Origin of the sequence: Paenibacillus sp. UNC499MF, from assembly GCF_900107975.1 — a bacterium.
GTDB lineage: Bacteria > Bacillota > Bacilli > Paenibacillales > NBRC-103111 > Paenibacillus_F.
The window spans coordinates 908,941-926,836 of the sequence record NZ_FNVF01000001.1; the positions used below are offsets into that span (position 1 = coordinate 908,941).

Below are 17,896 nucleotides of genomic sequence, written 5' to 3' on the forward strand. Positions count from 1 at the left end.
AAGGAAGCCACCGTGACGACCGTTCAAAGAACCACAGGCCTGCTGCTGCTCTTATTCGGAACGTTTTTCTCCTTGGCGGCCGGTAATTTGCCGGCGGCATTTATAAGCCTGGTAGGGGGTTTTGTCCTGATGTCCCTGTCTAAGCTTGTGGAATTTCAGCAGGCGGCGTATCTCAAATCCCTCGGACTGCCGGTAACGGGTGAACAGCTCCACCTGATTATGAAATATTCACCGGAATATGAGGTAGAGTCCGGGGATTTTAACGTATATCCGGAGGGGCATAAGGAATATACTCTCCTTCGTCTGGAAGGCGAGTTATACATATCGGCGCAGGTGTTTCAAAACGTAATGACCCGGGTGGAAAGCGAGTACACATTCAACTTCCCGGGCCGCGAGCCCGTTATTCTGTTCCGTGCACAATCGATCTACAAAGGGGCCGAGTTGTTCGAATACGGAGGAGGGGCATTCGTCAGCATTTCGGCACTGGATCTGGAGTGCCAATTATGCGAGGGACGGCTTCTGCTGAATTTCGCGGCACAGGGGAGAGAGACCGACGATTAAACTAGGGCTTCTTTGCAGCACAAACAGGCGGCGGAATTGGCGGCCGAGTCAATGGTTAACGGGGTTAACGATTGGCATGCCCGCTCTGGCGGAACGGAAGAAAACGAGTGGATTTAAGGGACGGAAAGCTATCTCGGCCGGGCGGACGTTATTTTGGTCATGGAAAAAAGCTTTGGAGAAGGATGTCATCTCGGCGCTTATCTTAGCGTTTTGTGCGGTTGCCCGGGAAATGAAAGATTTATTTCTCAATTTATTTCCTGTAGCAGAAAGCATGGAGGGAACGGAGGGACGCGTATATGGAGGTAAACGTCATCGGCTGGCTGACCTTGGCACTCATCAATGCGGGCCTGGCCCAGGGAAAAAACAGGAGCGGATTAAACTGGTTTTTCATCTCGCTGCCGATGGGACCGCTGGCTACTCTGCTTATTGTCGTTTGGGATAGGATCCCAAAGGAGCCCGAACGGAAAAGAATGTACTAAAAAAAGAGCTGTTTCCCTGCGAGGGAGACAGCTCTTTGCATTACCGTAACCGGGGAGCGGGATGATAAGACGGCGCTCCGATTCGCGTCATTTCTACTGCGACGGAACCCATAAACTGGGCCAGCTTGCGGATGGCGATTATGGCGACCGGAGCCGCCAGGATGCCGATTCCCGTAAAGATGAAGGAAAGCTGCAGGGAGTCGATCCGTTCGTTCATCAGGAAGAAGTTCAACTGATCCTGGAAAATATCGATGTGGAGGGTTTGAAGAAGAACCCAGTACACAATCGGAGAAACCACCAGAGCCAGCACGCCCAAGGCAAGAGATACCGCGAACGCAAACGCGAGAATGCCGAGCGGCAGGCGGATGAACTGCCAAAGCAGCGCGCTGAACGAGCGTGTATCCACCACTTCAGCGCCAAGCCGGGCCCAGAAGGACTTCCCTTCTTCGGCAAATGCGCTTCCGGAAGTTTCCGTCTCCGTCTGGGGTTCCAGGCCGAGAAGCCGGGATGCGAGGCGGGCGTCCAGGTCCGTCAGGTGCCGGTTCGTCCGCAGTACGAACAGAAGAAGCGGGAACCCGATAAAGATCGGCATGAGCCCGACGGACAACGCTATTCCTACTACCGCATATACAAATCCGAAAATTCCCATGGGAAGAAGTGCGAGCAGATAAAAAAACGATGCCGTAAAGTCTGGAGATTTGTTCAATGCTTCCACCGTCCTTAAGTGATTTGCATACTAAGACGACGGTGGAGAAAGGTTCCCTTCAAAAACCTACAAAAAAGGGATTTTGAAAGATTTTTTGTACAGCGGATACAGCCATTTCACACCGCTTGGCGTCAAGGTATCGGCGAACAGATGGGAGAAGTAGCCCGCGACGGCGACCATCATAATGCCCTCCAGCTGCAGTTGTTTCTCCAGCTCCATGCCGATGGCGCCCCATGCCGCAAGCGCCCATACCGTGTGCGTCATTCCGCGGTGTTTCAGCCAGGGAGCCCACACGACAAAAGCGCCGAGTCCCATCAGCCACTTCATCTGGGTATCCCAGCCCCAGTAAATGAGACCCGCTCCGACCAGGCTGACAAGCGCGTTGCGGATGATCCCTTCTTTGGTCACAAAGCCTATCAGAAAGATCATGACCGCGATCGTCATCCGTTCGGGGTAAAACTGATGCTTCGTAAAGAACAGGTAGGCCACGGCCGCTACAAGCAAAGCGCCTCCCCACAGAAACACTTCGCGGAGCCATTTGGATATTTTGCCGAGCTTGCTGCTCAGCATGCTGGGGCCGTCCAGATCCGCGCTTAGCGCGGAGAAAGCGGCCACCGATATGTATACCGCGGCGTTCGTTAAGGTAAAAGGATGAATAGCGGACGCGGCAAGTCCGATGGCCGTACCGATTGCGAGATGAGTTGATCCTTTCATAAGGCCTCCGTTGACTGACGATGATAGTGAAGGCAAACATATGTTTGCTAAGACAGTATACAAGGAAAGCCCGATTCACACAAGACACGGAGGAAAAATATACCCTTTGCCGGAACAAAAAACAGGAAACCCGAAGGCTTCCTGTTTTAGCCGGATCTATTTCCGTATCCTCGCACATTCAATCCCCGTACATTCAATCAAAGAAATTACCGAAATTTTTAATACGAAACTCGGCTTTGACATGAACTTGTATAGCCGGATACGTCTCTTCCCAGTCCAGCTTCTTCCACTCCGCGTACCCCAGCTTGTTCCGGACGTACCGGCCGAGCCCGATGCTGTCGGTGCCGCTTTCCTGGAGTATGGAGAATACCCTTTCGGAATGCTCGGAAATATAAGCGCCTACTTTCTTCTCCACCTTGGAGAGATCATTCGAGCTTAGATCGAGGCTGCCGATATATTCAAGAACGCTTCCTTGGACGGCCATATGGATGTCCGCGTGAATAACGCCCTTTTCGTCGGTACGGATTTTAATTTTCCGTTTGCTGGAGATGGCATTGAACATGATCGATTTAACTTCCTCGTCGTTCAAGGCGAATGAAAATTCACCCTGTCTCTGGTTCTGGTACAGCAAATTAAAGAAGATCATGTCTTTCGTAGGAAGCTTGGTGACATAGACATCGTTCTTGAATAAACCGATTCCGCTGATCTCCAGGTCTTTTCCGGATGCGCGGATAACTGTCGCGATCGGATCGATGCCCTCGTCGAAATAATCCCGGATAAACTGATGGAGAAGAATGCGGGGCATGTTTTGGAGCTGAAACTCTTTCTGCACCAGCTTGGCCACATACTGCTCCGTTTTGGGGTGGCCGGGATAATCGCGGCTGATGATATCGCGCGCTTCGCCTTCCACAAGGATGATGTTGGCTCTTTTGGAGATGGAAGGATCGCGCAGCAGGCTGTCCATATGCTGGCGAAGGCCGGTTTCGGCCAGCTTAATGCCGTAAAGCAAGTTCCTGAGCTGTCCGCTGACAAGCGTCCGGCTCGTTTTCCGGGAAAGCAGGTTTTTCGCCGCTTTATTGCTAGATGCCGTTATCATCAATACTTCGTCGTGGCCGTCCTGGGATTCCCTCTCAATAACGGGGATGCTCAAGGTGGCCTTCATTTTATTGTCCGGCGCCCAGTCATAGGCGGCAGACTGCACGTAGCCGATTTTTTCGAGAATGTTCTGGTCGCTTGTGCAGCCGGCAAGAAGAAAGAGCGCCGCAAGGACAAGAATGCCCGGCTTATGCATTTGCCCCCCTCCTTTTACGGAAAAGTAAGACAACGAGAGCAAATACCGGCAAAAAGAACGCGAGAAAAATCGTCATGACACTGAGATAACCGAACCACTTTTCCACGGTGATTAGGGTTTTGGGAATGTACGAAATGAAAAAGGTGACTAGCACGATCGCAGTGGACATATATTTTGCGTTTACTTTGGGAGCCAGCCGGGCCAGTGTTTCTTTGCCGCTCCAGAAATACATGGAGGCCGTTACGATCACGGAAATGAGAAAAACGCTGTACAAGAAATTTTGAACGCGTTCCATAAACGGAAATTTCACATAAGCGAGCAGGTCCAGCAGCGGAAAAGACTGATGTTTAAGCTGGATATAGCTGAAAACGCCGTAACAGATGAACGTGACCATCATATACACGAACATCACCACAAAGTTTCCGAGGTAAACCCCCTTCATCCAATTCACGCTCCGGCTGGCATAGGGAATAAGGAACAGGCTGACTTCGTAGCCCATAAAGGCGCTGTACATTTTGACAAACCCTGAGGCCATGCTTTCCCCGTCTTGAAAAAAGGAAGTTGTGAGCCGGACGGAATCGAACTCCGTCGTGAAAGCGACGAAAATCGGAGCGAGCAGCAGAAGCAGCAGGCAGAAAATGATGTTTGCTTTCGAGATGGTGTAAATGCCCTTGAGAAGCAGCAGCAGGACGAGAATGTCCAGAACCATTTTCAACACCATATCGGGCGTCGAAGGAAAAATCAGCAGCTGATAAATGAGCGCATACTGCTTGACCACCAGGCATCCGATCATGCTGAATACGCCTGTCATGAACAGATAGAGCGGCGCCAGCAGCCATGCGGGAATCGCCTTCTCCACGATTTCGAAGAAGGACGCTCCTTTACCGTGCTTGTTCACAAGCGAGATCAGATAAATATTGAAAGTAACGAGAACCCCGACGAAAAGCATGGATGCCCAGCCGTTCGTTCCGAAATGAGTGGCCGCGATCCGCGGGAGAGTGAAGAATACGACACCCATCTGCGTGTTGAAAACGAGAAACCCGGCATGGTGGGTATATAATTTCTCCCTGGACAAAGCCGACCACCTACTTTTTGAGCTTGTTGTATTTTTTGTTCATGGCAAGGGACTGGGTAGGCCTGCTTTTCAGGCTCCAGAAAGGGGCCCGGATAAAGATGTCCTTCCAGTCCTTGAATTTGATGGGAGCGACCGGAATCGTGTACGGAGCGCCGAGGCTCGTTAATTTGGCCAGATGGATGATGACCAGGGCGATGCCGGCCATCAGGCCGAAATTGCCCAGCACGCCGGCCGCGATCACCAATCCGAAGCGGATCAGCCGGATGGAAGCGCTCATCGTATAGCTGGGAATCACATAAGAGGCTATCGCCGAAGAAGCCACCGCAATGATCAGGATATTGCTCGTAAAACCCGCCTGCACGGCCGCCTGTCCGATGACGATACCGCCTACGATACCGATCGTCTGTCCGATTTTGGTGGGGAGCCGGGCTCCGGCTTCCCGGAGCAGCTCAATCGTCGTCTCCATGAGAAGCGCTTCAAAAACGGGCGGAAAAGGGACACGGCTGCGTGATTCCGTCAGCGTCATGATCAGATTGTCCGGAATCATCTCGTAATGGTACGTCGTAATGGAAACATACAAGGCCGTAAACGAGATGGTGATAATAAAAGCCGCATAACGCAGCAGGCGGGTCATGGTGCCGACCGCCCAGCGGCTGTAGTAGTCGTCGGGTGAAATAAAAAACTCGAAAAAGGATGTCGGTCCGCAGATGACCGACGGGCTTTGCTCCACGATAGCGACGACTTTGCCTTCCACGAGTTTGGAGGCCGCAACGTCGGGACGTTCCGTGTTCAGCATGATCGGGAATACCGAGTTGGGATAATCGTCAATAAGCTGGACGAGCATGGTCGCATCGAAGATCGCGTCCGTCTCGATAGCCTGTATACGCTGCGACATCGTGTTCACGTAATCCATGTTGGCGATTCCGTCGATATAGAGGACGAATATTTTGGTGTTCGTAACCTCGCCCACGGTAAACGTCTGGACTTTCAGATGACTGCTTTTTACCCGCCTGCGGATGAGAGACAAGTTCGCTTCCAGAGATTCCGTAAAAGCGTCGTGGGGGCCGACGATTACGCCTTCCGCCTCCGACTGCTCGATAGCGCGGACTTCAGGCCCGTAAATATCGACGGTATAAGCGGTCCCCCTGACAAACAGGGCGGCCCAGCCGCTTACGATTTTTTCGACAAGCAGGCTTTCCTCGGTCACACGGATAAAAATCGAATTTTTCAGCAGCTCGTCCGTTTCGTCCGCTTGAATATTTTCGAGAGGGGTCAAAATTTCGCGCTCGAACAGATCGGGGCTGACCATATGTTTGAAATAAAAAAGCGTGATCCCAAGCTCCGGAAACTCCCGCTCGGTAAGATCGCTGCAGTCTTTAAACTGTGCTCTTATCGCTTCAAGCACGGGAGGGACGGCATGGATTTGCCGGATTACGGGCGAAGGGGGATTCGTGCCGGACAACAAGCGCATCCATTTTTTGAAAAGCATTGCCCCATCTCCTCCGCCGGTTTTTCCTATTTTGTGAAAAGCGGGAAGATTTATACCTCCTGTCGAATTTTGCGCTTTAACGTACGTCCGCACCCGTAGAACTCATGGAATGCCCGGACAGAACCGATTTTTTTGCGGTGAATGGGGTAAGTATAAACAGGAACAGCGTTTTCTGGGAAACTACGGAGTAAGAAAGGAGCCGAACAGATGGAAAATACATTTGAAGACAAAAGGATGCCGGTCACGTCTGTCAAGAGCGGAGAAGGGACCGAGGTTACCCCGGATATCTACTGTCTAACCTTGCAGATCGTGAACGTCGTATTTGTGGGGGAAGTCAGCAATCCGCAGGGATGGGTGCTCGTGGACGCCGGAATGCCGCGCTCCGCGGACGACATCGCCGAAGCCGCGGAAAAGCGCTTCGGGACGGTGCCTCCGCGCGCGATTGTATTGACCCACGGTCATTTCGATCATGTAGGCGCCATCGTCGAACTGGTCAAGCGGTGGAATGTGCCCGTATACGCGCACGAGCTTGAGATTCCTTATTTGAACGGCATGCAGGACTATCCGCCGGCCGATCCCGATGTGGACAGCGGGCTTGTCGCGAAGATGTCGCCGACTTTCCCGAACGAAGGAATCGATCTGGGCAGCTACCTGCGCAAGCTTCCTGCGGACGGGTCCATCCCGGAAATGCCGGACTGGAGATGGATTCATACGCCGGGCCACACGCCGGGGCACATTTCTCTTTTCCGGGACAAGGATAAGGCATTGATTGCGGGAGACGCTTTCGTGAACGTCAAGCAGGAGTCGCTTTATAAAGTGATCATGCAGACGCCGGAGGTGAACGGGCCCCCGAAATATTTTACGACCGACTGGGAAGCGGCCAAAATCTCCGTCCGTTTTCTGGAAGGACTGCAGCCTTCTCTGGCCGTTACGGGACACGGAAGACCTGTTTCGGGACAAGAATTGGCGGAAGGATTGCGAACACTTTCTGAACATTTCGAAGAACGGGCGATGCCGGAGGGAAAATAAGAGCTGAAATCTCTCTTTTTTTAAGGTGAATTGTCTGAAAACTTGGCGAAAAACCCGGCAATCTATGAGCTTTTTACCAAAAAAACCATAATTGCCGGTTAAATTGTGAACTCTTGTGACAAAATGCGCAATTTTTTTGGACTTTTCTATAGACTGCATTATAATAAGTATTGTAATTTCCACATTTGATGACGATACCTGAAATTGAGAAGAGATTCTCGACGAGGAAGGCTATCGTTATTGTTATGCTAGAAGTTCTTTACGAGCAGAACTAATATCTTAAAAGTGAGGCGGAAAATTACAGCTATGAAGAATGAAGTGGAAGGCAGTCGATGGCCCTGGGAATCTTATTACGGGCCGAACCTAGGTTACATTCAAGAGAAGTATGAGCAGTATCTGAACGATCCCGATTCTGTGGAAGCAGCTTATCGGGACCTGTTTGCGCGTTTTGGAGCGCCTCCGGCAACGGTACAAACCGTCCAATCGGAAGGTCAGGCAAACGCAGGAACCACTACCACCAGCGACCCGAACGTGCTGAAGAAAGTCGTCGCCGTCGGCAAACTGGTGTGGAATATTCGCACATACGGGCACTTAGCTGCCAACCTGGACCCGCTGGGTCTGAGCACCAACCCGGATACAAGACTGCTTGAGCCGGGCACATACGGCCTGACAAAGGAAGATCTGATGGCTATGCCCGCTTCAATCGTCTGGGAAGAAGCACCTTCTGACGTGGCGAACGGCTGGGAAGCGATCGAGCGCCTTCGTCAAAGGTATTCCCAATCGATCGGTTTTGAATTCAGCCACGTTCACGAAGAAGACGAGCGCAACTGGCTGAACCGCCAAGCGGAATCCGGCGCCTCCATCGAGCCGCTGACGAAAGAAGAGCGCACCAAGCTTCTTGACCGGCTTGTGCAGACAGAGCAGTTTGAAAACTTCCTGCACCGCACGTTTGTCGGACAGAAACGTTTCTCACTGCAAGGCACGGACGTACTTATTCCACTTTTAGATGAAATCGTGCATGAAGTCGTTCACGACGGAGCGGAGCACATTCTGATGGGGATGGCTCACCGCGGACGCCTGAACGTGCTTGCTCACATTCTGGGTAAGCCGTACAAGAAAATTTTTGCTGAATTCCATCATTCGCCGAACAAAGACATCATTCCGTCCGAAGGTTCCACAGGAATCAACTACGGCTGGACAGGGGACGTAAAGTACCACCTGGGTGCAAGACGCTCAATCAAGGAAGGCGAAACTAGAGAAGCCAAGCTGACTCTCGCGAACAACCCGAGTCACTTGGAGTTTGTAGGCGCAGTCGTTGAGGGCTTTGCGCGTGCGGCACAAGATAATCGTGAAAATCCCGGCTATCCAGATCAGGATCTGAACAAGGCGGCTTGTATTGTCATGCACGGCGACGCCGCTTTCCCGGGTGAAGGAATCGTTGCCGAGACGCTCAACTTTACGAAGCTGACCGGTTACGAGAACGGCGGAACGATCCACATTATCGTCAACAACCGGGTAGGCTTTACGACCGACAGCTCGGACTCCCGCTCCACTCATTATGCGAGCGACCTGGCCAAAGGCTACGAGATTCCGATCGTTCACGTTAATGCGGACGACCCGGAAGCGTGTCTCGCGGCGGCGCGTCTGGCTTGCGAATACCGCAACCGGTTCAAGAAGGACTTCCTGATCGACCTGATCGGCTACCGCCGTTACGGCCACAACGAGAACGACGATCCGGAAACGACTCAGCCGCTGATGTACGGCAAAGTGAAGAGCCATTCCACGATCTCCGTTCTGTATGCGGAAAAGCTGAAACAGGAAGGGCTTGTAGACGATAACGGCTACCAGCAGATGATCCAGAACATCCAGAACACGCTTCAGGAATCGTACGAGCTCGTCAAAAATCACCAAGGCAAGGGAAAGCGTGTCGCCGAGCCGGCTATTTTCGACGATCTCAAGAAAATCAAAACGGCCGTTCCGCTTCCGGAACTGCAGGAAATCAACCGCGAGCTGATCACATGGCCGGAAGATTTCAACGTCTATCCGAAATTGCAGCGGATCCTGGAACGCCGCGGAGACGCGCTTAACGAGGGCGGCAAGGTAGACTGGGCTCTGGCGGAAACGCTGGCGTTCGCTACGATTCTGGCCGACGGCAAGCCGATCCGGATCAGCGGACAAGACGTGGGCCGCGGAACGTTCGCGCACCGTCACCTTGTTCTGCACGATGTAAAGAACGGCTCGACTTACTCGCCGCTGCACAAGCTGCCGCAGGCGCGCGCATCGTTCGCTATTTACAACAGCCCGCTGTCCGAAGGCTCCGTTCTTGCTTTCGAATACGGCTACAACGTATATTCGCCTGAAACGCTCGTTATCTGGGAAGCCCAGTACGGCGATTTCGCCAACGCGGCGCAGGTCATCATCGACCAGTTCATCTCCGCGGGCCGTTCCAAATGGGAGCAAAAGTCCAGTCTCGTGATGCTTCTGCCGCACGGCTACGAAGGTCAAGGACCGGAACACTCCAGCGCCCGTCTGGAACGTTTCCTGCAGCTTTCCGCCGAGAACAACTGGACGGTCGCGAACCTGAGCAGCGCGGCGCAGTATTTCCATATTCTCCGCCGTCAAGCCGCCATTACGGAACGCGAAGAGGCTCGTCCGCTCGTCATTATGGCGCCGAAAAGCCTGATCCGCAACGCGCGCGTGTCTTCCGACGGCAAGGAGTTCAGCGAAGGTTCCTTCCTGCCGGTCATGGAACAGAAAGGCCTTGGCGATCAGCCGAAGAAAGTGAAACGTCTTGTGCTGACCACCGGTAAAATGGCGATCGATCTGGAAGAAGCGGTTGAAACTTCCGAAGACCGCGATTTCTCGTGGCTTCATATTGCCCGCGTCGAGCAGCTTTACCCGCTGCCGGAACAGGATATCGCGGACATCATCGCGAAGTACCCGGGACTGAAGGAAATCGTCTGGGTACAAGAAGAACCGCGGAACATGGGCTCCTGGAACTTCATGGAATCCCGCATCCGTTCCCTTGCGCCGGACAAAGTCAACGTGCGTTACGTAGGTCTGCCTGACCGCTCCAGCCCGGCCAGCGGCTTCCAGGAGATTCATACGTACGAACATAACCAGATTATCTCGCTCGCTCTTAAACAACCGGAATAATAACCATGCATAGGAGGTCACCATCGTGGCTGATATTAAAGTGCCTGAACTAGGCGAATCTATTACTGAGGCAACCATTTCTAAATGGCTTGTTACTGAAGGAAGTACGGTAAGTCAAGGCGACTTGCTGCTTGAACTGGAAACGGACAAAGTAAACCTGGAAATCAGCGCGGAACAGGACGGCGTCCTGTCCGAAATCCGCAAGCAGGAAGGCGACAACGTATCGGTCGGCGAAATCGTCGGCGTGATCGGCGCTTCCTCCGGCGCACCGGCGTCTGCGGCTCCGGCGGCAGCGCCTGAAGCTCCGAAAGCGGCGGAAGCTCCGGCAGCTTCCCCGGCAGCTCAAGCGCCAGCGACAGCTCCAGCGGCTTCCGCAGCGGAAAGCGATAGCGCGGCACTGGCTGCTTCCCCGGCCGCCAGAAAGCTTGCCAGAGAGCGCGGTATCGACCTGAGCCAGGTCAAATCGCAGGATCCGATCGGCCGCGTGTACCCGGACGACGTGAAGTCCCACGGCACGCAAGCGGCACAACCGGCAAGCGCGCCGGCTGCCGCGAAGTCCGCGGGTGCTGGACAAGCCGCTCAGCAAGCGGTACCGGGCAAACCGGTTGAGCGCAAGCGCATGTCCCGCCGCCGTCAGACTATCGCGAACCGTCTCGTGGAAGCTCAGCACACGGCTGCCATGCTGACGACGTTCAACGAAGTCGACATGACGGCGATCCTCGACGTGCGCAAACGCCGCAAGCAGGCGTTCCTGGACAAGCACGAAGTGGGCCTCGGCTTTATGTCTTTCTTCACGAAAGCCGTCGTCGGCGCTCTGAAGAAATTCCCTCATCTGAACGCGGAGATCGACGGAGACGATATCGTCGTGAAGCAGTTCTATGATATCGGTATCGCCGTATCCGCGAAGGAAGGTCTGGTCGTTCCGGTCGTACGCGAAGCGGACCGTCTGAGCTTTGCGGATATCGAGAAGCAGATCGGGGACCTGGCTGCCAAGGCGCGTGCCAACACCCTGGCACTGTCCGACCTTCAAGGCGGCACGTTCACGATCACGAACGGCGGCGTATTCGGCTCCCTGCTGTCCACGCCGATTCTTAACGCTCCGCAAGTGGGCATTCTGGGCATGCACAAAATCCAGATCCGTCCGGTTGCGATCGACGCGGAAAGAATGGAAAACCGTCCGATGATGTACATCGCGCTTTCCTACGATCACCGTATCGTAGACGGCAGCGAGGCCGTTCGCTTCCTCGTCACCGTAAAAGAACTGCTCGAAGATCCGGAATCCCTGCTGCTTGAAGGTTAATCGCTCCCAGGGAGTTTAAACGGGCGGCACATTCACACAACCTAGCTTATTGATATAAAAGCCTGCCGGGCATTTGTCCGGCGGGCTTTTTTGCAATTAGATGCGGCGGCCCTACGAAAATCAGTCTAATTAAAGTGATTTTAATGATGCTAATTATTAATGAGATTAACTAAAGTATTTCAGACAGTCTTCATCTATTTCTATTTCGACTTTCACTTCTAATTCTGCTCTGTGCTTCTACTCTACTGATCCGTCACGATACCCCAGTCTGTCAGTTCTTTTTCCCGGCGGCTCCATTACAAATCGAGGTTTGCCGGACCCCGCAGACGTTTTTAAAATCCGGAAGGCTCCGACTGTCATAGGAAATGCTTTTCTGGGTAATGAATGAAGAGAAGCGGACACAGCGACAGAACAGACAGACCATTTCGAAGGGGGAAGCAGAGATGAAAATTATGATTACGCAGAGCGAAGCGCTGGAAAGAGGAATCTGGCCCGAAGTGATGAGCATGTTCGGCTTAAATCAAGAGGACGATGTGTGGGCCAATGAAGAATTTGTCTTGACCGAGGAACAGGCCAAAAAGCTCGGATTGCTCTCTTGAAGATTCGGAGCCGGAAGAGAGGGATGGGAAATTCCCGGATTCGGTGTATAATAGGCTTCGAAGGTTTTGATGAGAAAGGAATGCTGACATGCTGACGATTACGGCTTATAGTGCAGAACTTGTAAAAGACCCGTTCGGAATTATTCCGGGCAAGCGTTATGAATTTAATCTGGAGGTAGACGTACCGGAAGACGACGAGCTGTACACGGCGAACGGAATCTATCTGCGGGTGATATACGGCGTGGATGAAAATCAAAGCCGGATCATCAAGTACGATATCCACGAAAATTCGACGGATGCCTATCTTGAGTTCGATCTTGAGGACGAAGAGCTTGCCGTCGTCGATACGTTTTGCAGGGAACACCTTCCGCAGGACGAATAAAAGGGGAGGACGAAAGGGCGTTCAGTGCGCTCACCCGACCCCGTCGTTTTGGCAAAAGGCTTACCAGGACCGTCTCCGGACGGCCTCGTAAAGCCTTTTTTTATGCTTTATTTGCTGTACATGAGGGAATGCTCGCCATAAAAGTGCCGTGCGGATATAAGCCGGCCGCATAAAAAGCCTGCTCCTAAGGGAACAGGCTCGGCAGCTGTAAGTAAGGGAAGCGAAGGGATTGCTGGATTTAATCCGAAACTTCTTCGGACGCCGCTTCTTCAACGGCTTCATCTGGCTCGGCGTTTCCACCGGCTTCCGGCACTTCGCCGTCGTCCGTTTCCGAGATATCTTCCGGCGTGTCCTCGTCCGGTTCGCCATTTTCCGCCGTTTCGTCTTCCGCAGCTTCGGCGGCGTTTTCGGCTTCAGCCGTGGTATCCTCAACCGCCTCAACCTCGCCGGCAGTGGCCGTTTCTGTGCCTGTGGCTTCTTCTTCGGACAATTGAATTTCTTTTTCGGATTCTGCCATCGTTCATCCCTCCATTTGTACACTTAGTTCTCTAAGCGCACTTCCAGCATACCAGACGGTAAGGGAAGAAAATGTCGGAGGTTGAGAGCGCACTCATTAAAGTTCTATAAATCTTGGGACATCCGGACCATATCGATCACCTGCATTCCGTTCTCGTAAATTTCTTCGTCATAGTGCCGGACAAAAAAGTCCTTGTCGATTCCCGTAATCCGGAATCCGCATTTCTGATAAAGCGCAAGCTGGGCGACCCCGGTGCTGCCTGTCCCGATTTCGATCGTTTTGAAGCCGAATTCCCTGGCCTGCCCGATGGCATGAAGAACCAGCCGCTTGCCGTAGCCTCTGCCGTGACAATCCTCGCGGACCGCCACGTTAACGAGCTCGACCGTACCCGGGCGGGTCGGCAGCAGCACGTAGACGCCTATCACGGTCCCGTCGGCAGCCGCAGCGGTAAAGCAGCGTCCTCTTTGTATGTATTCCCGGACCAGCTCTTCCGAAGGATCGGCAAGCAGAAGCAGGTCCATCGGATAGGGCCCGCCTGGGCGTAATTCCGTAATGTTCATACTATTTTCTCCTTTTATACGAGTTCTGTTTTCTGGTAACTCCACACCTTAATCCTATTAAACATCCATCCCCTAATTCCTGTTTCACGGAAGGGAAAAACACTTTTCGGCTCGAATTGTTTTGGGAACAGGATTCGGGAGGCGTTGCACATGGAACCTATCGTGAACTATTACAGCCGATTCGACGAGTGGGGGAGACTGGACCGGGAACCGTGGGAGTACCTCATAAATATCTCTTTTATCAAAAAGTTTATCCCCCCGGGCGCCGCTGTTCTGGATAACGGAGCGGGGCCCGGCAAATACGCCATGGAGCTGGCTCGCCTAGGCCACCGGGTAACCCTGGCCGATTTAACGCCCAAGCTCGTGGAAACGGCGCGAAGCAAAGCGGAAGAGCTGGGGCTTCTGGATCGGTTCGGCGGCTTTCATGCGGCGGATGCCAGGGACCTCAGCTTGTTCGGAGACGGTCAGTTCGGCGCATCCCTGATGCTCGGTCCTCTGTATCATCTGCAGGCCGCAGAAGACCGGGTGAGGGCGGTACGCGAGCTGCACCGGGTAACGGCCAAAGACGGCTGGGTCTTTGTCGCTTTTATGCCGCGGATCAGGCATCTCGCCAATTCCCTGCGCTTTCCGCGGAACTGGAGGCCGAACGATACCGTCAGCGGCCTGGAAGCTTTCGCCGAAACGGGCGCCTTCAATCACAGCGAGGAAGGGCGCTTTACCGGCGCGTACTATTTTCAGGTGGGAGACATCGTCCCGTTCATGGAATCACACGGCTTCGGGACCGTCAAGCTGATCGGTTCGGGAAGTATCGCCGGCGAAATGACAGAGGAGCAGTGGGATTATTGGCGCGCGCAGGGGGAGGAAGTTTCCCGCAGAGTGCTGGATCTGATCCTGCAGGCGGCCGAAGATCCGTACAATCTCGGTTCTTCTTCGCACCTTTTGTATATCGGCCGGAGACTTTGAAGCGGCCCTCTGATTATTCTCTGTATAGGGATTGGAATAAGCAGGTTTTAACGCTATAATCGAGGTAGGATTTTTAGCTTATTTTTCGATCCATTAAATTCAAACGAAGTAAGGAGCCTTTACTGATGGAAAAAACATTGATTTTCGGACACAAAAACCCGGACACCGACACCATTTGTTCCGCACTCGCATATGCAGACCTGAAAACCCAGCTTGGCGAAAACGTAGAAGCGGTCCGCCTGGGAGCCGTAAGCGGCGAAACCCAATTCGCGCTGGATACTTTTAAGGCAGAAGCTCCCCGTCTCGTCGAGACGGTTGCCGGCGAAGCCAAGACCGTTATTCTCGTCGATCATAACGAACGTCAGCAGAGCGTAAGCGACATCGATCAAGTGCGCGTTACCGAAGTCATCGACCACCACCGCATCGCGAACTTCGAGACAAGCGGCCCGCTCTACTACCGCGCCGAACCCGTCGGCTGCACGGCAACGATTCTGAACAAGCTGTACAAAGAAAACGGCAAGACCGTCCCGCAAAACATCGCCGGACTGATGGTATCCGCTATTATTTCGGACACGCTGCTTCTGAAATCGCCGACCTGCACGGAGCAGGACGTGGCGGCTGCCCGCGAACTGGCGGAAATCGCCGGCGTTAACCTTGAAAGCTACGGGCTGGACATGCTCAAAGCGGGCGCGGACCTTAGCGACAAAACGATCGAGCAGCTCATTTCGCTGGACGCGAAAGAGTTCCAGATGGGCTCCCACAAGGTGGAAATCGCGCAAGTGAACGCGGTGGACACGAACGATATTCTCGCTCGTCAGGACGAGCTGGAAGCCGCTTTGAACGCGATTATCGAGAAAAAAGGACTGGATCTTTTCCTGTTCGTCGTAACCGACATTCTTAACAACGATTCCATCGGTCTGGCGCTCGGCTCTTCCGCCAAAGCGGTTGAGGAAGCGTATAACGTAACGCTGGCCGACAACAAAGCGGTGCTGAAAGGCGTCGTTTCCCGCAAATCGCAAATCGTGCCTGTCCTGACGGACATTTTGAGCAAATAAGCTTTAACGATAACGGCCGCCGGGCATCCAAGCCCGGCGGTTTTTTAACGTTCACTGACGCCGGAACGGATGCCGGTACCGATTGCGTCAGTCGGAATGGCTGGCCTGCCCCTCAAACATATGCTCACAGCACGTACGTTACGCTTAATGCAAGGCCCAGGCGTTTCTTGAGGCGGCAACAAAGTCGGCTGAGGAAAAATCGAGAACCAGCAGGCATTTAGAACGCGATGGCAAAAAAAGTTAGCTTTGCCTCTTGACGAAACGGCCGCTCGGCTTTTATTATTTATTTATCAATAAATAAAAAGGGGGTGCGGAATTGGTTGTCCGCGAAGATCGCAAAGAACAGATTATAGACGCAGCCGTGGGAATATTCGCGGAACTCGGATATTATAAAGCAACGACAGCCATGGTGGCTAAAGCGGCGGGCGTAACGCAGCCGTACGTGTTTCATTTTTTCAAGAACAAGGAAGAACTGTTCAAGGCCGTGGTTGACCGGGCCGTACTGCGGCTCTACAATGCCTTCATGCAGGTGGAGGCTCCGGGGAATCTCATTATGGAGTCGATGGGCCAGGCATTCAACGAACTGATGCGGGTCAACCGGGCGGAAATGTTAATGGTGCTGCAGGCGCCGGCCATATCGGAACCCGAAATCCGCAGACATATGGGCGAGAAGTTTTCGCTGATACACACTTCAATCGTGCGGAAATTCAAGGAAGCCGGGGTAGACGATGTCGAGACGGCGGCCGGCAATTTCATGGCAATCGGACTTCTGATCGTAACTTCGGATGTGCTGCAGCTTCCCGAGCTGCTGCCTTTCAAAGACTTGAACTGCTAGGACAGATCAAGGCGGCACGTTAAAGCTGCCTATTTTTTTGCAGAATCATTTATTGACTAATAAATAAATATCCAAGAAGAGGAAGTGCTCAAAATGAAACCAGCTCTTTTTAACGGACACAAAGACTCCAATTCAATGTTTTCAGGCGAACGTATACTAATCTGGACGGGGTTGGCAGGCTTTATACTGGCGGCTTTTATGGCGGTTTATATGACCTTATACGGAAGCCGGGTTCTTCCGGAAGGGAACTTGGAAAGCGCCTTTTCCTTTAACGCCGCACTAGGCATGTTTATCCTGTCGATAGCGGCCATTCTGCCTTTGGCCCGTATGAGCGTCCGCTCGCGCAAAGTGTACCGCTGGATGCTCGCCTTCACCGCAGGGGCAGCCTATCTGCTGGAATCCGTTCAGCACCTGAGGGGAATCAATCCGCGCTTTACGCAGGCGGGCTCCACCGTCGACCGTATCGCGGGCATCACCTTCGGTATGGACTCCATGCTGCTGATTGTTCTTATTGTCTGGCTTGCAGCGGCTTTTTTCAGAAAAACGGCCTTAAGGGACCGGCCGCTTGTCATTCTCGGCATCCGGTACGGGTTTCTCTCCACTATGGCGGCCGTCGCGGCGGGGATCGGCATGGTCGTTCTCGAGAGCCGCTATACCGGTGCTGCTGGCAATCTGATCGTCCTGCACGGGCTCGGATTTCATGCGGTTCAGACGATTCCGCTGCTTGGCTGGCTGCTGGAAAAATCGGACGAAGGCCAGTCCCGCAAAGTCCTGCTTGTCCACGCAGGCGCAATCGGCTGGATGCTTGCGGTCGCCGGTATCGCAATCCAGACGGCTTCGGGCATGTCCGTCGCCGAGCTGTCGCCCTGGACGCTCGCGGCGGCCGCCGGGATGCTCGTGTGGCTCTTTGCCCTCGGCACGGCTCTCCGGATGTCGGTAACCGTAAGCTGGAAAACCCGGGCGGGCCTGCCGAAACTGTAACGGCTCCAAGGCGCGGCGAGGAGCCGCATGCCGGAGGTTAACTATAGCCGGACGCGCCGGATTGGCGGTTGATCCATGGCCGGATTTCCTTGCAGACGAAGGAAATCCGGTCTTTTTTTCGGCTGAGCAAAGAGAGATTGAAAGTTTTGGAGGGAGGAAGTAATTTCGGCGTTTCTAAATGGTTCGTTGTTGTTATAATAACTA

18 protein-coding genes are annotated in these 17,896 nt (G+C 53.4%); 11 read left to right on the forward strand and 7 right to left on the reverse strand.

The window, feature by feature from the left end; all coding sequences use genetic code 11:
* The first annotated feature begins 12 nt into the window (after nucleotides 1-12).
* Both C4S74_RS04165 and C4S74_RS04170 read left to right on the forward strand, forming a co-directional pair.
* A complete protein-coding gene (locus C4S74_RS04165; RefSeq protein WP_103994070.1) occupies nucleotides 13-561 on the forward strand; it encodes a hypothetical protein in 549 nt (182 codons plus the stop codon).
* Nucleotides 562-857: 296 nt separating this feature from the next.
* The gene (locus C4S74_RS04170; protein WP_103994071.1) at nucleotides 858-1,040 is read left to right on the forward strand and encodes an antitermination protein NusB; all 183 of its coding nucleotides are present in this window, start codon (nucleotides 858-860) and stop codon (nucleotides 1,038-1,040) included.
* Nucleotides 1,041-1,080: 40 nt separating this feature from the next.
* Here the strand turns inward: C4S74_RS04170 and C4S74_RS04175 are convergent, their stop codons facing one another.
* The 5 genes from C4S74_RS04175 to C4S74_RS04195 all read right to left on the reverse strand — a co-directional run bounded on the left by C4S74_RS04175 (nucleotide 1,081) and on the right by C4S74_RS04195 (nucleotide 6,315).
* Complete coding sequence (locus C4S74_RS04175) at nucleotides 1,081-1,746, reverse strand: sensor domain-containing protein (protein ID WP_103994072.1); 666 nt, start codon at nucleotides 1,744-1,746, stop codon at nucleotides 1,081-1,083.
* Nucleotides 1,747-1,812: 66 nt separating this feature from the next.
* Nucleotides 1,813-2,460 (reverse strand): metal-dependent hydrolase, encoded by a 648-nt coding sequence (locus C4S74_RS04180; protein ID WP_103994073.1) that lies wholly within the window; start codon nucleotides 2,458-2,460, stop codon nucleotides 1,813-1,815.
* 193 nt (nucleotides 2,461-2,653) lie between these two features.
* Nucleotides 2,654-3,751 carry a Ger(x)C family spore germination protein gene (locus tag C4S74_RS04185; RefSeq protein ID WP_103994074.1) on the reverse strand — a complete coding sequence of 366 codons (1,098 nt, stop codon included), beginning with the start codon at nucleotides 3,749-3,751 and terminating at the stop codon, nucleotides 2,654-2,656.
* Nucleotides 3,744-4,826 carry a GerAB/ArcD/ProY family transporter gene (locus C4S74_RS04190; protein ID WP_103994075.1) on the reverse strand — a complete coding sequence of 361 codons (1,083 nt, stop codon included), beginning with the start codon at nucleotides 4,824-4,826 and terminating at the stop codon, nucleotides 3,744-3,746. The genes C4S74_RS04185 and C4S74_RS04190 overlap by 8 nt, the downstream gene beginning before the upstream one ends.
* A gap of 10 nt (nucleotides 4,827-4,836) precedes the next feature.
* Nucleotides 4,837-6,315 (reverse strand): spore germination protein, encoded by a 1,479-nt coding sequence (locus tag C4S74_RS04195; protein ID WP_103994076.1) that lies wholly within the window; start codon nucleotides 6,313-6,315, stop codon nucleotides 4,837-4,839.
* A 207-nt stretch (nucleotides 6,316-6,522) separates the two neighbouring features.
* Here C4S74_RS04195 and C4S74_RS04200 point away from each other — a divergent pair, with 207 nt between their 5' ends.
* The 5 genes from C4S74_RS04200 (at nucleotide 6,523) to C4S74_RS04215 (ending at nucleotide 12,781) form a co-directional block, all read left to right on the forward strand.
* Nucleotides 6,523-7,344 carry an MBL fold metallo-hydrolase gene (locus tag C4S74_RS04200; protein ID WP_103994077.1) on the forward strand — a complete coding sequence of 274 codons (822 nt, stop codon included), beginning with the start codon at nucleotides 6,523-6,525 and terminating at the stop codon, nucleotides 7,342-7,344.
* A 306-nt stretch (nucleotides 7,345-7,650) separates the two neighbouring features.
* Nucleotides 7,651-10,500, forward strand: coding sequence for a 2-oxoglutarate dehydrogenase E1 component (locus tag C4S74_RS04205; RefSeq protein ID WP_103994078.1), 2,850 nt, complete (start codon nucleotides 7,651-7,653; stop codon nucleotides 10,498-10,500).
* A gap of 25 nt (nucleotides 10,501-10,525) precedes the next feature.
* Nucleotides 10,526-11,800, forward strand: coding sequence for a 2-oxoglutarate dehydrogenase complex dihydrolipoyllysine-residue succinyltransferase (gene odhB / locus C4S74_RS04210; protein ID WP_103994079.1), 1,275 nt, complete (start codon nucleotides 10,526-10,528; stop codon nucleotides 11,798-11,800).
* Between the two features lie 443 nt (nucleotides 11,801-12,243).
* On the forward strand, nucleotides 12,244-12,399 hold the full coding sequence (locus C4S74_RS26375) for a hypothetical protein (RefSeq protein WP_181024293.1): 156 nt from the start codon (nucleotides 12,244-12,246) through the stop codon (nucleotides 12,397-12,399).
* 88 nt (nucleotides 12,400-12,487) lie between these two features.
* Entirely contained in the window at nucleotides 12,488-12,781 is a 294-nt protein-coding gene (locus tag C4S74_RS04215) for a DUF6509 family protein (RefSeq protein WP_103994080.1), read from the forward strand.
* A 238-nt stretch (nucleotides 12,782-13,019) separates the two neighbouring features.
* Here C4S74_RS04215 and C4S74_RS04220 read toward each other — a convergent pair whose 3' ends face one another.
* Nucleotides 13,020-13,298, reverse strand: coding sequence for a hypothetical protein (locus C4S74_RS04220; RefSeq protein ID WP_103994081.1), 279 nt, complete (start codon nucleotides 13,296-13,298; stop codon nucleotides 13,020-13,022).
* 104 nt (nucleotides 13,299-13,402) lie between these two features.
* Complete coding sequence (locus tag C4S74_RS04225) at nucleotides 13,403-13,858, reverse strand: GNAT family N-acetyltransferase (RefSeq protein ID WP_103994082.1); 456 nt, start codon at nucleotides 13,856-13,858, stop codon at nucleotides 13,403-13,405.
* Nucleotides 13,859-14,008: 150 nt separating this feature from the next.
* Between C4S74_RS04225 and C4S74_RS04230 the strand changes: the two genes are divergently transcribed.
* The 4 genes from C4S74_RS04230 (at nucleotide 14,009) to C4S74_RS04245 (ending at nucleotide 17,692) form a co-directional block, all read left to right on the forward strand.
* Nucleotides 14,009-14,821, forward strand: a complete 813-nt coding sequence (locus C4S74_RS04230) for a bifunctional 2-polyprenyl-6-hydroxyphenol methylase/3-demethylubiquinol 3-O-methyltransferase UbiG (protein ID WP_103994083.1) — start codon at nucleotides 14,009-14,011, stop codon at nucleotides 14,819-14,821.
* 125 nt (nucleotides 14,822-14,946) lie between these two features.
* Nucleotides 14,947-15,876, forward strand: coding sequence for a manganese-dependent inorganic pyrophosphatase (locus tag C4S74_RS04235; protein WP_103994084.1), 930 nt, complete (start codon nucleotides 14,947-14,949; stop codon nucleotides 15,874-15,876).
* Between the two features lie 316 nt (nucleotides 15,877-16,192).
* Complete coding sequence (locus C4S74_RS04240) at nucleotides 16,193-16,711, forward strand: TetR/AcrR family transcriptional regulator (protein ID WP_103994085.1); 519 nt, start codon at nucleotides 16,193-16,195, stop codon at nucleotides 16,709-16,711.
* 93 nt (nucleotides 16,712-16,804) lie between these two features.
* On the forward strand, nucleotides 16,805-17,692 hold the full coding sequence (locus tag C4S74_RS04245; RefSeq protein ID WP_103994086.1) for a hypothetical protein: 888 nt from the start codon (nucleotides 16,805-16,807) through the stop codon (nucleotides 17,690-17,692).
* Nucleotides 17,693-17,896: the final 204 nt, after the last annotated feature.

Bases quoted from the DNA above. Each gene is read 5' to 3' on its own strand.
- C4S74_RS04170 (WP_103994071.1), top strand. From the start codon at position 858: ATGGAGGTAAACGTCATCGGCTGGCTGACCTTGGCACTCATCAATGCG.
- C4S74_RS04180 (WP_103994073.1), bottom strand. From the start codon at position 2,460: ATGAAAGGATCAACTCATCTCGCAATCGGTACGGCCATCGGACTTGCC.
- C4S74_RS04185 (WP_103994074.1), bottom strand. From the start codon at position 3,751: ATGCATAAGCCGGGCATTCTTGTCCTTGCGGCGCTCTTTCTTCTTGCC.
- C4S74_RS04195 (WP_103994076.1), bottom strand. From the start codon at position 6,315: ATGCTTTTCAAAAAATGGATGCGCTTGTTGTCCGGCACGAATCCCCCT.
- C4S74_RS04200 (WP_103994077.1), top strand. From the start codon at position 6,523: ATGGAAAATACATTTGAAGACAAAAGGATGCCGGTCACGTCTGTCAAG.
- C4S74_RS04205 (WP_103994078.1), top strand. From the start codon at position 7,651: ATGAAGAATGAAGTGGAAGGCAGTCGATGGCCCTGGGAATCTTATTAC.
- C4S74_RS26375 (WP_181024293.1), top strand. From the start codon at position 12,244: ATGAAAATTATGATTACGCAGAGCGAAGCGCTGGAAAGAGGAATCTGG.
- C4S74_RS04215 (WP_103994080.1), top strand. From the start codon at position 12,488: ATGCTGACGATTACGGCTTATAGTGCAGAACTTGTAAAAGACCCGTTC.
- C4S74_RS04220 (WP_103994081.1), bottom strand. From the start codon at position 13,298: ATGGCAGAATCCGAAAAAGAAATTCAATTGTCCGAAGAAGAAGCCACA.
- C4S74_RS04225 (WP_103994082.1), bottom strand. From the start codon at position 13,858: ATGAACATTACGGAATTACGCCCAGGCGGGCCCTATCCGATGGACCTG.
- C4S74_RS04230 (WP_103994083.1), top strand. From the start codon at position 14,009: ATGGAACCTATCGTGAACTATTACAGCCGATTCGACGAGTGGGGGAGA.
- C4S74_RS04235 (WP_103994084.1), top strand. From the start codon at position 14,947: ATGGAAAAAACATTGATTTTCGGACACAAAAACCCGGACACCGACACC.
- C4S74_RS04245 (WP_103994086.1), top strand. From the start codon at position 16,805: ATGAAACCAGCTCTTTTTAACGGACACAAAGACTCCAATTCAATGTTT.